The sequence below is a fragment of the Promicromonospora sp. Marseille-Q5078 genome (genome assembly GCF_050315395.1).
GTDB lineage: Bacteria > Actinomycetota > Actinomycetes > Actinomycetales > Cellulomonadaceae > Isoptericola.
The window spans coordinates 3,901,577-3,914,508 of record NZ_JBNPQG010000001.1 but is presented as its reverse complement, the minus strand read 5'-3'; the positions used below and the strand labels follow the sequence as shown (position 1 = coordinate 3,914,508).

The following is a 12,932-nucleotide window of genomic DNA, read 5'->3' as shown; positions in this document are numbered from 1 at the left end:
CGACTCGAACTACCTCGCGGGAGGGGTTGCGTGGCGACGCGGGTCTGTGGTTCATTAGTCAAGTAATGAACCCCAGAACTACTGACCCTGCGTGAGGAGGCCGCGTGTTCGACGGTCCCGAGCCGATCTACCTGCAGATCGCCCAGATGATCCGCGCGCAGGTGCTCGCCGGTGAGCTCGCCGAGGAGGAGCAGGTCATGTCGACCACCCAGTTCGCCACGACGTTCCGCATCAACCCCGCCACGGCGGCCAAGGCCTTCACCGGCCTCGTGGAGGAGGGCGTGCTCTACAAGCGCCGCGGGCTGGGCATGTTCGTCGCCCCCGGGGCGCGCGAGCGGCTGCTCGACCAGCACCGCAAGGCGTACTTCGACGACGTGCTCGCCCCCGCCCTCGCCCAGGCCGACATCCTCGGCATCCCGACCGACGAGCTCGTCGCGTACGTCCTCGGCACCGACCGCCGGAAGACCGGCGGCCCCACGACCACCACGGAGGAGTCATGACCCCCGCACCCTTCGGCGCCCGTCTCGACGACGTCGTCGTCCGGTTCGGCGCGCAGCGCCGCCTGACCGCCGCCGGCGCCGCCGTCAAGGACGAGGCCGGCACCGCGCTCGACGGCGTGACGCTGGACCTGCGGCCGGGCGTCATCACCGGCGTCCTCGGCCGCAACGGCGCGGGCAAGTCCACGCTGCTCACCCTGCTGGCCGCCTTCAACCGGCCCACCGAGGGCACCGTCCGCGTCGGCACGGGCGACCTCCTGGAGGACCCGTGGGAGAACCCGTGGGTCACCGCCAACGTGCAGCTCGTGCGCGAGAGCGGCGACCTCATGGACGACGAACGGGTCTCCGAGACGCTCAAGTACTACGCCGACCTGCGGCCCTGCTGGGACGCGGACCTGGCCGCCAGGCTGCTCGACACGTTCGAGGTGAACCCCCGCAAGAAGCCGACCGCGCTGTCGCGCGGGAAGCGCTCCGCCGTCGGCGCCACCATCGGCCTCGCGGCGCGCGCGCCGCTGACGATCCTCGACGAGGTGTACCTCGGCATGGACGCCCCCACGCGGTACGCGTTCTACGACGAGATCCTCGCCGACTACGCCGAGCACCCGCGCACCATCCTGCTGTCCAGCCACCTGGTGGAGGAGGTCGAGCGCCTCTTCGAGGACGTCGTCGTGCTGCACCGGGGCCGCGTGCTCCTCGCCGAGACCGCCGAGGAGATGCAGGCCCGCGGGTTCAGCCTCACCGGCCCGGTCGCGGCCGTCGAGTCCCTCGCCGCGGGCCGGCGCGAGCTGCACCGGCAGCGGCTCGGGGCCACCGTCCAGGTCACGCTCGAGGGTGCGCCCGACGACGACACGGCGGCCGCGGCCCGCGCCGCAGGCGTCGAGCTCGGGTCCCTGCCGCTGCAGGACCTGTTCGTGCGCCTCACCCAGCCGGAGCCGAGCGGGACGGAGGCGCGGCGATGAGCGCGACGACCACCGTCACCCGCGCCGAGCGCGACGCGTTCGCCGCCGACGCCCACCACCGCGCGGTCCGCCACGTCTCGTGGACCTTCGCGAGCGGCGCGCTCGTCGTCGGCGCCTGGTACTGGGGCGCCTTCCTGCTCATCACCGTCGCGGTGCCCCTCGTCGTCAGCGCCGTCGGCGGCGTCATGGGCGGTGGCGTCGCGACGGGGCTCGAGTTCTCCGCCCGCTGGTTCGTCCTCAGCATGGGCGTCGTCCTCACCGTCATGACCGTCGTCACCCACCTCGCCGCTGGCGGCACCCGCCGGGCGCTGGGGAGCGGGACCCTGCGCGCGGCCGGCGTCGCGGGCGTCGCCAACGGCATCGCGTTCGTCGTCGTGCTGCTCGTCGAGCGCGGCGTGTTCGGGGCGGTCGGCTGGGAGTGGGACCCGGTCGGCATCGGCCTCGCGTCGCCCGACGGCGGCGCCTGGATCGTCGTGACGGCCGTGTCCGAGGCGCTCGTCTCCGCCACCTACCTGCTGGGCGGCGTCGCCGTCGCGGCGGGGTACCAGACGCACGGGCTGTGGCGCGGCACCCTGCTGGTGCTGCCCGCGCTCCTGCTGCTGTTCCTCGCCGACATCGCGTCGCGCACAGGAGCGGGCGAGGCGATCCTCGTCGGCGCCGCGGGAGACATCGGGACCACGCCCCCCGCGGTGGGGCTCGTCGCCGGCGCAGCGGTGCTCGCGCTCGCGGTCGCGGCCGTGCACCTGCAGCTGCGGAACCTTCGACTCAGGCCGACGAGGTGAACCCGATGACGACCACGACCTCCACCCGGGCCCCCGCGCCCGCGCTCGCGTCCGCCCGCGCCCACCGCGCCGCGACCCGCGCGGCACGCCGTCGGTTCCTGCGCGCGATCTTCGTGGCCGGGATCTGGTTCTGGGCCGCCTGGGCCCTGCTCGTGCTCAGCCTCCCGCTGATCGTCGACCGCTGGGGCGGCGAGGCGGACGGCCTCACCTACGACGCCGCCGGGGGCCCCGTGCGCTGGGTGGCGTTCGCCGTCGGCATCGTCGTGACGGCGGGCACCCTTACCGTGCACGTCGCCGCCGGCGGCACCCGCCGGTCGTTCGTCGACGGCGCGCTGCGGGCCGCGGCGGTCGCCGGCCCGGTGCTCGGCGCGCTCGTCGTGCTCCTCACCCTCGCCGAGCGCGGGGTGTACGCCCAGCTCGGCCGGTCCTGGCAGGGCCCTTCGGCGCCGCTCGGCGTCGACACCCCGACCGGGGTCGTGGTCCAGGTGGTGGGGGAGGCGCTCGTCGTCGTCACCTACCTGCTCGTCGGGGTCGCGGTCGCCGCCGGCTACCGGCGGGCGGGCGCCTGGCGCGGCACCCTGCTCGTGCTCCCGCTCCTCGTCCCGTGCGCGCTCGCCGACCTCGCCACCCGCACCGGCGTGTTCAGCATCCCGCTGCGCGGCGGGTACGACGACGTCGCGCTCGGCGTCGTCGGCACCGTCGGCGGCACGCTCCTCGCCGCCGCGCTGGCGGCCGTCGTCGCCGGCCGCATGCTCCACCCCGTCCCGTTCCGCCCCTGAAGCACTCCCCCTCAGTACCGAGCAGCGAAGGAGACCCGGCATGGCAGCCCCCATCGTCGAAGTGACGAACCTCCGCAAGACGTACGGACCGAAAGTCGCGGTGGACGACGTGTCGTTCGCCGTCCAGCCCGGCGAGATCTTCGGCATCCTCGGCCCCAACGGGGCCGGCAAGACGACGACCGTCGAGACGCTCGCCGGCCTGCGCACCGCCGACGGCGGCACCGTGCGGGTGTGCGGCATCGACACGCAGCGCGACCCGGCCGCGGTCCGCGACATCCTGGGCGTGCAGCTCCAGGAGGCCGCGCTGCACGACAAGATCACGGTGGGAGAGGCGGTGCGGCTGTTCGCCGGGTTCTACGAGAACCCTGCCGACCCGGACGAGCTCCTGGCGATGCTCGACCTCACCCCGCACGCCGACCGGCGGTTCGCCAAGCTGTCCGGCGGGCAGAAGCAGCGCCTGTCGATCGCGCTCGCGCTGATCGGCAACCCCGAGATCGCCATCCTCGACGAGCTCACCACCGGCCTCGACCCCCAGGCCCGGCGCAACACCTGGGACCTCGTGGAGCGCGTGCGCGACAGGGGCGTCACCATCCTCCTGGTCACGCACTTCATGGAGGAGGCCGAGCGTCTCTGCGACCGGCTCGTCATCATCGACGCCGGGAACGTCGTCGCCGAGGGCACGCCCCAGGAGCTGATCGACGGCCTCGAGGGCGGGCGCGCCGTCGTCGTGCGGTTCGCCCCGCGGGACGTCGAGCGCGGCCGCCGCGAGCTCGCCGTCCTCGCCGACCGGGACGCCGAGGTCGAGGGCGTGGCACCGGTCGACGGGTCCGACACGGAGATCGCCGTCACCGGCACGCGCCGGGTGCTGTCCTCCCTGGTCCCGGCGCTCGCCGCCGCCGACCTCGTGCCCGACGACGTCCGCACCGTCACCCGGTCGCTCGAGGACGTGTTCCTCGCCCACACGGGGCGCGCCTACGTCCCCGCGGCCGACGACGCCGGCGCGCCCACCGACACCGCTCTCGTCACCGAAGGAGGCCGGTCATGACCGCCACCACCGCCACCACCGCCCCCACGCGGGCGCGATCGTCCGGCGCCGGCTGGCGCGGGTTCGGCCGCCTGCTGCGCACCGAGGCCACCGTCTGGCTGCGCGACTCGACGTCCGTGTTCTTCGGGATCCTCTTCCCCACGGTGCTCCTCCTCGGCGTCGGGTTCGGCATCCCGGGGATGCGGGAGCCGATGACCGACGACGTCCCGCCGGACTCGATCTGGTACGGCGTGACGCCGATCGCGACGTACCTGCCCACCGTGCTCGCCATGGCGATCGGCACCCTCGCGATCCTGTCGCTGCCGGTCACCTTCGCGACCTTCCGGGACAAGGGCGTGCTGCGACGGCTGTCCACGACGCCGATGCGGCCGCAGGCGATCATCGTGGCGCACCTGCTCATCAACGTCGCCACCACGTTCGTCGGGGTGGCGCTGGCCCTCACCGTGGCGCAGGTGGCGTTCGGCATCGTGCGGCCCGAGCAGCTCGGCGTCGTCGTCGGCGCGTTCGTGCTGGGAATGCTCGCGCTGTTCTCGCTGGGCATGCTCCTGTCCGCCGTGGTGAACAAGCCCTCGACGGCGAACGCCGTCGCGTCCCTCGTCTACTTCCCGCTGCTGTTCCTCGCGGGGCTGTGGACGCCGGGCCCGATCATGCCGGACGTCGTGCGTCAGATCGGGCAGTTCACCCCGATGGGCGCCGCGGCGCAGGCCATGGACACCGGCTGGTTCGGCGACGGGTTCCCGATGCTGCAGTTCGTCGTGATGGCGGCGTGGACGGTGGTGCTGCTGCCGCTCGCGGTCCGGCTCTTCCGCTGGAGCTGACCTCCACGACGCTCGCTGGTTGAGCCTGTCGAAGCCCGGTTCCGCTGGTTGAGCCCGTCGAAACCCAGCGGAACCGGGTTTCGACGGGCTCAACCAGCGGAACGAGGGTCGACAGGCTCGACCGGCGAGCCGGTAAGGTGCGGCGAATGCGCAGAGTTGCAGAGCTCGTGGGTCAGTGGTTCGCCGTGCTCGTCCTGCTCGGAGCCGTCGCCGGGCTCGCCGCGCCGGACACTTTCGCGCCGCTGGCGGCGCACGTCCCGCTGCTGCTGGGGATCATCATGTTCGGCATGGGGCTGACCCTGACGGGTCAGGAGTTCGCGCTCGTCGCGAAGCGCCCCGTGGCCGTCGTCATCGGCGTCGTCGCCCAGTTCACGATCATGCCCGCGCTGGCGTGGGCGATCGGGCACCTGTTCGGGCTCGAGGGCGAGGCGATGATCGGGATGATCCTCGTCGGCGCCGCGCCCGGCGGCACGGCGTCGAACGTCGTCGTCTACCTGGCGAAGGGCGACACCGCGCTGTCCGTCGCGCTCACGACGGTCTCGACCCTCCTGGCGCCCCTGCTCACCCCCGCCCTCGTGCTGTGGCTGGCGGGCACCGACCTGGACGTCACCTACGGCGACCTCGTGTCCTCGATCGCCCAGGTGGTGCTGTTCCCCGTGATCGCCGGGCTCCTGGTGCGCACGTTCGCGGGTCGGCTCGTCGAGCGCTACATGCTGCCGTACCTGCCGCTGGTGTCCGTGCTCGGGATCGTCGTGGTCGTGGCGGGTATCGTCGGGGCGAACGCCGACGCCGTCCTGAGCACCGGCCTGACGCTTGCCCTCGCCGTCATCGTGCACAACTGCGCCGGACTGCTGCTCGGGTACGGCGCGGCGGCCGCGACCCGGTTCGACGAGCCCGCACGCCGGGCGGTGAGCGTCGAGGTGGGGATGCAGAACTCCGGCCTGGCGGCCAGCCTGGCCACCACGTACTTCAGCCCGGCCGCCGCGCTGCCCGCCGCGCTGTTCTCGGTGTGGCACAACGTGTCCGGCTCGATCCTCGCGTCGTACTGGGCGCGCCGCCCCGTCGCCGCGGGCGCGGAGCGCGCCGCCGACGAGGCGCATAGCCTGCAGCCGTGAGGCCGTTCCTGTTCCTCGGCACCCGCGCCGAGGACGTCGCCGCCGACGGGGAGTACGAGGCCGTGCTGCGCTACTCCGGGCTGGCGGCCGCGTCCCTGTGGCGTGTGCGCCTCGAGCGCGAGCCGCTGCCGCGCCTCGACCTCGACGGCCTGTCCGGCGTGATCGTGGGCGGCGGGCCGTTCAACTCCTCCGACCCGGAGGACGAGAAGTCGGCCGCCCAGCACCGCGTCGAGCGCGAGATGGCGGCTCTGCTCGACGAGCTGGTCGAGCGCGACTTCCCGTTCCTGGGCGCCTGCTACGGCGTCGGGACGCTCGGCACCCACCAGGGCGGCGTCGTCGACCGCACGTACTCCGAGCCCGTCGGCCCGGCCGAGATCGAGCTCACCGCCGAGGGCGCGGCGGACCCGCTGCTCGCCGGGGTGCCGGCGCGGTTCACCGCCTACCTGGGGCACAAGGAGGCGGTGCGCGAGCTGCCGCCGTCGGCCACCCTGCTGGCTCGGTCCGCCGACGCGCCCGTGCAGATGTTCCGCGTCGGCACGAACCTGTACGCCACGCAGTTCCACCCCGAGCTGGACCTCGCCGGCATCGAGCAGCGGGTCGAGGTGTACCGGTCGCACGGGTACTTCCCGCCCGAGGAGGGCGAGCGGATCGTCGCGCGGGCCCGCGAGCACCGCGTCACCGCGCCGATGCGCATCCTGCGGAACTTCGTGTCGCGCTACGCCCGCCCCGCGAGATAGAGAAGGCAGACCCGCGAGATAGAGAGGCCCGGACGAGACCGCAGGGCTGCGGTCCCGTCCGGGCCTCTCTATCTCGCGGGTCTGCCTTCTCTATCTCGCGGTCAGCCCCGGGTGCGCGGCGTGGTGACGTCCACCGTCATGATGCCGTTCTTCGCGTTCACGGACTTCACCTTGATCTTCGTGCCCGAGCCCGCCACGACGACCGAGCCCCACGGGTTGGCCTCGTCGTAGTACGCGTTCGGGTCCGTGTCGTTGAAGACGTTCTCCGCCTTCTGCGACCAGGTGCGCAGCGTCGTCATCCCCGCCGTGGTCTCCCGGTGCAGGGTGAACGCGTCGGACTTGCCGAGGCCGAACGTCGCGTCGTACGCCTGGATCCGGTTGCGGGCGAGGGCTCCGTCCGACCAGCGCAGGGCCTGCGCGTTCGCGTCGACCGGCAGGGCCTGCCCGCCGCCCGGGTGCTGCGACGTGTTGTTGTCCCCGTAGAAGCTGTTCACGTACCAGACGAGCAGGCCGTCCTGGTACGGGAAGTGCTCCACGGTGTTCGGCTTCGACGTGGTCCAGCCGAAGTTGTACGGCCCCTCCTTCAGGGTCGTGTCGTAACCCACGTACTGCCGGTTCTCCGCCACGTAGTAGTGCGAGAACTCGACCTCGTACGTGCCGTCGGCCCCGACGACGGTCCAGCCGTCGTTGGTCCAGCCGTCCGTGCCGTCGCTGAAGTCCGCGCTCAGCGCGTCACCCACGGCGACGTCGTCGATCGCGATCCCCAGCTCGTTCACGCCGCCGTCGCTCGCGTACCGGAACCGGACCTGGGCGTCCTGGCCCGCGTACGCGGAGAGGTCGGCGGTGAGGTCGACCCAGGCCTTGCCCGAGTCGCCCGTGATGCCGCCCTTCGCGCCCTCGGCCGACAGGCTCGTGTCGAGCGCGGTCCACGAGGACCCGCCGTCGGTCGAGACCTCCGCGAACGCGTAGTCGTAGTCCTTCTCGATCGCGTACTGGGCCTTCGCGGTCAGCGACGCCCCGTCGGGAACGGTGAAGGACGGCGACGTCAGCGTGCTGTTCAGGTTGTTCGCCGAGCCCGAGTAGGCGAACTCGCCGTCCTGCGGGTCGACCCCGAGGTCGACGTCCTTGGTGCCGTCAGGCAGGTTCACCACCACGGCCTGCGGCTTCGTCGTCGCGTGGTACGACGGGCCGAGCTTGACCGTGGCGCGCTCGCCCGGCTCGACGGTCGCGTAGTCGAGCCAGCCGAGGAACATCTTCTCGGTGGCACCCATGTGGTTCGGCGTGGTCCCGATGGTCCCGTCGCCGTGGCCCAGCCAGGAGCCCGAGCTCATGAGGTTCCAGAAGGCGGTGCCGTTGTCGCCGCCCTGGGTGTCGTAGTAGTCCGGCAGGCCGAGGTCGTGTCCGAACTCGTGCGCGAAGACGCCGAGCCCGCCGTTCTCCGGCTCCGTCGTGTAGTCGCGGATCCACAGGTCCGAGTCGCCGATCTTGATGCCGCCGACCTTCGGGAAGGCCGCCGGGCCGTCGACGCCCGCGCCCGCCTGGTTGACCGCCCAGCGGTGGGACCAGATGGCCGACTCCGGGGCGCCGGCCTCCTCGCCCTCGCCCGCGTGGATCGCCTGGAAGTGGTCGATGTAGCCGTCGGGCTCGTCGAAGACCCCGTCGCCGTCGATGTCGTAGCGGTCCCAGACGTCGAACGACTGCAGGTACTCGGTGATCTCGTCGGCCGTCTTGCCCTGCGCGATCTGGTCCGCGTACCAGGCGTCGGCCGCGTCCTGCACGAACCGGGTCATGTCGGTCTGCGACTCGGTCTGCCCGTACGACGCCGAGCTGTAGGGGACCGTCACCCAGTCGGAGACGTCGCCCTGCAGGTCGAACCGGCCCGAGGACATCTCGTCGTAGACACCGGCGAACGACTCGCCGCCCTGGTCCTCCAGGCCCGTGAAGAACATCTCCTCGTAGTGCTCCTGGGAGAAGTCCGGCTCCCAGTAGGTGGAGTTGTCGCTGCGGGTGGGCTCGGGGATCGCGTTGTGCACGGGCCCGGCGGTGGCGTCGGGGTAGCGCGTGTCGACGTCGTCGCCGAAGTCGACGAGGAACGTCAGCAGCTGCGCCGTCTGCTCCGTCTCGTACTCGACCCACTGGTTCTTGCCGACCTTCACCGCCTTCGACGTGTTGGCGCCCTTGCCCCGCGTCTGGACGGTGGCGTCGCCCGTGGCGACGCGGTCGACGGCCTCCTGCTTGAGCGCGGTGCGCTTCTCGGCCAACGGGTCCGGGCGCGAGTCCTCCTTGACGTGCGCCGCGGGGTCGGACGGCGGGGCGTCGGCCGCGGGCGTCGCGGCGGCGATGCCGGGCGCGAGGACGGCGGCGGTCAGCAAGGCCCCCGCGACGCCGAACGCGCTGGTGGTGCGTGCTCTCACGGTTTTCCTCCATGGATGTCGGAGCGTCCCGGCCGTCAGGGCCGGGCACCGTCATGCCCCTGGCAGCACTGCCCGGGCACACTGTGGCGTCGCACACATAACCAGACTCAGGTTTCACCCGCGCGACGAACCGCGAAAATCCTGGCCATGGGATAGAGGCTGCGACGGTCAGCGCACGAAGAACGGGGCGCCGGTGCCGTCCGCCAGCCACCCCAGCGCGTGGCCGACGCGCTCGGCCGACGACGGCGCGAGACCGGGCGGCACGTCGTCGGGCGCGAACCAGGCGACGTCGGTGGACTCGTCGTCCGCGACGTGCGCCCGCGCGGCGGCGTCGGGGCTCGCGGCCCGGCACAGGAAGCACAGGTCGAGGTACTGCGAGCGGTCCCCGTTCGGGTAGTCGACCGGCGGGGTGACGGTCACGGCGACGAGCGCGTCCACGACGACGTCGACCCCGGTCTCCTCGAGCACCTCGCGCGCCAGCCCGACGGCCGGGTCCTCGCCCGGCTCGAGGATGCCGGACACCACCGCCCACAGCCCGTTGTCCGCCCGCCGGCCGAGCAGCAGGCGGCCGTCGTCGTCGAGCACGACGGCGGACACCCCCGGCAGCCAGAGCATGTCGTGACCGACGTGGGAGCGCAGGGCGGCGACGAAATCGGGCACGGGCATGCGCCGACACTACGACCGTCCGGCCCCGGGCGCGGGAGCGGGCGCGGGACCGGATGCGGGACCGGATGCTGGACGCGAGTGGACGGACCGGGCGACGGCGACGTACCGTCGTCGCCGTGGACATCCGTTGGTATTGGCGCTTTACGCCGGCTCCGGTAGGGGCTCGGCGGGCTGACGCCTGACCGACACCACTTCCTCCGGAGCCAGCACAGGGCCTGGGACGCATCGCGCGTCCGGGCCCTTCGTCGTCAGACGGGCCGCTCCGGTCGGGCATGGACCACGGTTCGACGACGACGCCGAGCCCCGCCCTCCCCGACCCGCCCGCCGACCGCAGACTGACTACCCAGGAGCCCCGCGATGAGCACCGCCACCCCCGCCACCTCCCGTCCCGCGCCGTCCGAACCCGGCCGGCCGCATACTGACGTGATGGCAGAGACCTCCGACCTGCGGGTCCGCGCGCTCGACCCGCTGCCCGCGCCGGGCGCGCTGCGGGCCGAGCTGCCGCTCGGCACCCCCCGCAGTGACCTCGTCACGACGTCCCGCCGCGAGGTGCGCGACGTGCTGCGCGGCGAGGACGACCGACTGCTCGTCATCGTCGGCCCGTGCTCCGTGCACGACCCGGAGGCCGCGCTCGAGTACGCCCGCCGGCTGGCGCCCGTGGCGCGCGAGCTGTCCGACGACCTGGTGGTCGTGATGCGCGTGTACTTCGAGAAGCCGCGCACCACGGTGGGCTGGAAGGGTCTGATCAACGACCCGCACCTGGACGGCACCCACGACGTGCACCACGGCCTGCGCCTGGCGCGCGAGGTGCTGCTGGGCGTGCTCGACGCGGGCGTGCCCGCCGCGTGCGAGTTCCTCGAGCCGACGAGCCCGCAGTACATCGCCGACGCCGTCACCTGGGGCGCGATCGGGGCGCGCAACGCGGAGTCGCAGGTGCACCGGCAGCTCGCGTCGGGGCTGTCCATGCCCGTGGGGTTCAAGAACGCGACCGACGGCGACGTGCAGATCGCCGTCGACGGCTGCATCACCGCGGCGAGCGAGCACACCTTCTTCGGCGCGGACGCCGAGGGGCGCGCGGCCGCGGTCGAGACCACCGGCAACCCGGACTGCCACGTCATCCTGCGCGGCGGGCGCGGGGGTCCGAACTACTCCGAGAAGGACGTGGCGGACGCCCTGGCGGTGGCACGCACCTCCGGCCTCGGCGGTGCCGTGGAGGCGGGCGTCGTGGTGGACGCGTCGCACGGCAACTCCGGCAAGGACCACGTGCGCCAGGCCGAGGTGGTGCGCGAGCTCGCGGCGCGCCTGGCCGACGGCGACCGGGACGTCACCGGGCTGATGATGGAGAGCTTCCTCGTGGCGGGCGCGCAGAAGCCCGGCCCGCTGGACGGGCTCGTCTACGGCCAGTCCGTCACCGACTCGTGCCTCGACTGGGACACCACCGCCGACCTGCTCGGCACCCTCGCCGCCGCCGTCCGCGAGCGCCGCGAGGCCTGACCGCCACCCGAGCGTCCCTGTCGGTCAGGATTCACCGCGGATCCTGACCGGCAGGGGCGCTCGCCCGCGCCGCGTGAGGCGCGGCACAGGGCCGCGACCCATCCGCGACGCCGTCGGCGACGAACCTCAGCTGTCCCCGGACGGTCCGGGGACGACGAGCGACGAGAGAGCCGGGTGCGGTGTGACGTCGTCCCTGGCTGCGCTCGGGCGGCGCGGGACGACGGTGCCGCCCGGGGTGCGGCAGACTGTCCGGGTGCCACCACCCACGACCGCCCGCGGTCCCGTCGACGCCGCGCTGATCGCGTGCGTGGACGGCGACCCCGCGACGTTCGGCACCGTCTACGACGCCCTCGCCCCGGTGGCGTACGGCACGTCGATAGGGGTGCTCCGCGACCCGGACCACGCCGCAGAGGTGACCCAGGAGGTGATGGTCGAGGTGTGGCAGAAAGCAGCCCGGTTCGACCCGGCGCGCGCCTCGGCGCGGACCTGGGTCGCGACCCTCGCCCGTCGCCGGGCGGTGGACCGTGTGCGCGCCGAGCAGGCGCGCCGCGACCGCGACCAGCGTGACCTCGACGCGTCCGTCGCGGGCGCACCCCACGACGCCGTCGCCGAGGACGTCGAGCGCAGGCTCGAGGGGGCGGCCGTGCGCCGCTGCCTCGACTCCCTGACCGCGACGCAGCGCGAGGCCGTGGTCGAGGCCTATTACGGCGGGCGCACCTACCGCGAGGTCGCCGACCGGCTCGGCGCCGCCCTCCCGACCGTCAAGAGCCGGATCCGCGACGGCCTCGGCCGTCTGCGCGACTGCCTGGGGGTGGCCCGTGGCTGACGACGACACCACCCGCGACGCCTGGGACCTGCTCCCGGCGTACGCCCTGGACGCGGTGGACGAGCTCGAGCGCCGGACGGTCGAGAGGCTGCTCGCAGCCGACACGGAGGCCCGCCGTGCCCTCGACGAGTACCGCGACGTGGTCGCGGCGTTCACGGTCGAGGAGGCACCGCCCGCGCACCTGCGCGAGCAGGTGATGGCGCGGGTGGCGACGGCCCCGCAGGCCGGCACGCGCCCGGCCGGGGCCGGCGCCGCGACGCCGCCCGCGCGGCCCCGTCGACGCTGGGGTCTCGTCGCGGTCGCGGCGGCCGCCGTCGTCGCCGTCGCGGTGCCCACGACGGTCGCCGTCCGTGCCACCCAGGAGCAGGCCCGCCTGCAGGAGCGGGTGGACACGGTCGCGCAGATGATGGCCGACCCGTCCGCCACGCTCGTGCGCGCCGACGTCACGGGCGGCGGCGAGGCGACGGTGCTCACCGCGGGCGACGACTACCTCTTCACGGCGAGCGACCTGCCGGGCCCGGGCGACGGGCACGACTACCAGCTGTGGGTGGTCGGCTCCGGTGGCGACGTCACCCCCGCGGGCGTGCTGCAGGCCCAGGACGGTTCCGTCGAGCACCTGGTGCAGGACCAGCCGGGTGTCGGCGTGGCCGTGACCGTGGAGCCCGACGGCGGCTCGGAGCAGCCCACCACCGACCCGATCGTGGTGCTCGCCGAGAGCTGAGGCGTCGCACGGGTCGTCGGCGTGCCCAGAAGATCGTGCGTGTGGAGTCGACTCGCTAGATCGGCGGTACAGCCTTCGC

Annotated in this window: 13 protein-coding genes; 11 read left to right on the top strand and 2 right to left on the bottom strand. The window is 73.4% G+C overall.

Annotation, left to right across the window (positions count from 1 at the left end):
* The first annotated feature begins 104 nt into the window (after nt 1-104).
* The 8 genes from ACQFYA_RS17990 to ACQFYA_RS17955 all read left to right on the top strand — a co-directional run bounded on the left by ACQFYA_RS17990 (nt 105) and on the right by ACQFYA_RS17955 (nt 6,732).
* Nucleotides 105-500: a GntR family transcriptional regulator gene (locus tag ACQFYA_RS17990; RefSeq protein ID WP_499126434.1), complete on the top strand. Its 396-nt coding sequence runs from the start codon at nt 105-107 to the stop codon at nt 498-500.
* Nucleotides 497-1,456: an ATP-binding cassette domain-containing protein gene (locus ACQFYA_RS17985; RefSeq protein WP_499126433.1), complete on the top strand. Its 960-nt coding sequence runs from the start codon at nt 497-499 to the stop codon at nt 1,454-1,456. The genes ACQFYA_RS17990 and ACQFYA_RS17985 overlap by 4 nt, the downstream gene beginning before the upstream one ends.
* Nucleotides 1,453-2,238 (top strand): hypothetical protein, encoded by a 786-nt coding sequence (locus tag ACQFYA_RS17980; protein WP_499126432.1) that lies wholly within the window; start codon nt 1,453-1,455, stop codon nt 2,236-2,238. The genes ACQFYA_RS17985 and ACQFYA_RS17980 overlap by 4 nt, the downstream gene beginning before the upstream one ends.
* Before the next feature lie 5 nt (nt 2,239-2,243).
* Entirely contained in the window at nt 2,244-3,017 is a 774-nt protein-coding gene (locus ACQFYA_RS17975) for a hypothetical protein (protein ID WP_499126431.1), read from the top strand.
* A 40-nt stretch (nt 3,018-3,057) separates the two neighbouring features.
* The gene (locus ACQFYA_RS17970) at nt 3,058-4,062 is read left to right on the top strand and encodes an ABC transporter ATP-binding protein (protein ID WP_499126429.1); all 1,005 of its coding nucleotides are present in this window, start codon (nt 3,058-3,060) and stop codon (nt 4,060-4,062) included.
* Nucleotides 4,059-4,880, top strand: a complete 822-nt coding sequence (locus ACQFYA_RS17965) for an ABC transporter permease (RefSeq protein ID WP_499126427.1) — start codon at nt 4,059-4,061, stop codon at nt 4,878-4,880. Before ACQFYA_RS17970 ends, ACQFYA_RS17965 begins: the two co-directional genes overlap by 4 nt.
* Before the next feature lie 146 nt (nt 4,881-5,026).
* Complete coding sequence (locus ACQFYA_RS17960; protein WP_499126426.1) at nt 5,027-5,995, top strand: bile acid:sodium symporter family protein; 969 nt, start codon at nt 5,027-5,029, stop codon at nt 5,993-5,995.
* Nucleotides 5,992-6,732, top strand: a complete 741-nt coding sequence (locus tag ACQFYA_RS17955; RefSeq protein ID WP_499126424.1) for a glutamine amidotransferase — start codon at nt 5,992-5,994, stop codon at nt 6,730-6,732. The genes ACQFYA_RS17960 and ACQFYA_RS17955 overlap by 4 nt, the downstream gene beginning before the upstream one ends.
* Nucleotides 6,733-6,833: 101 nt before the next feature.
* On the opposite strand, the gene ACQFYA_RS17950 is transcribed toward ACQFYA_RS17955, so the two are convergent.
* Nucleotides 6,834-9,146: an immune inhibitor A domain-containing protein gene (locus ACQFYA_RS17950; protein ID WP_499126423.1), complete on the bottom strand. Its 2,313-nt coding sequence runs from the start codon at nt 9,144-9,146 to the stop codon at nt 6,834-6,836.
* Between the two features lie 168 nt (nt 9,147-9,314).
* Entirely contained in the window at nt 9,315-9,812 is a 498-nt protein-coding gene (locus ACQFYA_RS17945) for an NUDIX hydrolase (RefSeq protein ID WP_499126422.1), read from the bottom strand.
* Nucleotides 9,813-10,238: 426 nt separating this feature from the next.
* Here ACQFYA_RS17945 and ACQFYA_RS17940 point away from each other — a divergent pair, with 426 nt between their 5' ends.
* From ACQFYA_RS17940 to ACQFYA_RS17930, 3 genes are all read left to right on the top strand, one after another.
* The gene (locus ACQFYA_RS17940) at nt 10,239-11,306 is read left to right on the top strand and encodes a 3-deoxy-7-phosphoheptulonate synthase (protein ID WP_499126421.1); all 1,068 of its coding nucleotides are present in this window, start codon (nt 10,239-10,241) and stop codon (nt 11,304-11,306) included.
* Between the two features lie 253 nt (nt 11,307-11,559).
* Entirely contained in the window at nt 11,560-12,132 is a 573-nt protein-coding gene (locus tag ACQFYA_RS17935; protein ID WP_499126419.1) for a sigma-70 family RNA polymerase sigma factor, read from the top strand.
* The gene (locus ACQFYA_RS17930) at nt 12,125-12,853 is read left to right on the top strand and encodes an anti-sigma factor (protein ID WP_499126417.1); all 729 of its coding nucleotides are present in this window, start codon (nt 12,125-12,127) and stop codon (nt 12,851-12,853) included. The genes ACQFYA_RS17935 and ACQFYA_RS17930 overlap by 8 nt, the downstream gene beginning before the upstream one ends.
* Nucleotides 12,854-12,932: the final 79 nt, after the last annotated feature.